The 281-nt window shown below is 41.3% G+C and carries 1 protein-coding gene; it reads left to right on the plus strand.

The window, feature by feature from the left end:
- A partial coding sequence (locus C1E99_RS00395; protein WP_153060117.1) for an ATP-binding cassette domain-containing protein occupies positions 1–281 on the plus strand: 281 nt, incomplete at both ends.

The following is a 281-nucleotide window of genomic DNA, read 5'->3' on the forward strand; positions in this document are numbered from 1 at the left end:
TTTCGGCACTTTCCTATGGGCAGAAAAAACGGGTAACGATAGCATCTATCTTGGTTCTCAATCCAGAAATTATTTTGCTAGATGAGCCAACAGCAGGACAAAATCAACGGCATTATCGGGAAATGATGGAGTTTTTGGACCATTTAAATGCTCAAGGGCACACCATTGTCATGATTACCCATGACATGCAACTCATGCTAGATTATTCAGATAGAGCTGTTGTTGTGGTGGATGGGCAGATTATTGAAGATGCCAGTCCAGCAGAAATTTTATCTGATGGT

The sequence above is a fragment of the Streptococcus suis genome, assembly GCF_002964045.1.
Taxonomy (GTDB): domain Bacteria; phylum Bacillota; class Bacilli; order Lactobacillales; family Streptococcaceae; genus Streptococcus; species Streptococcus suis_U.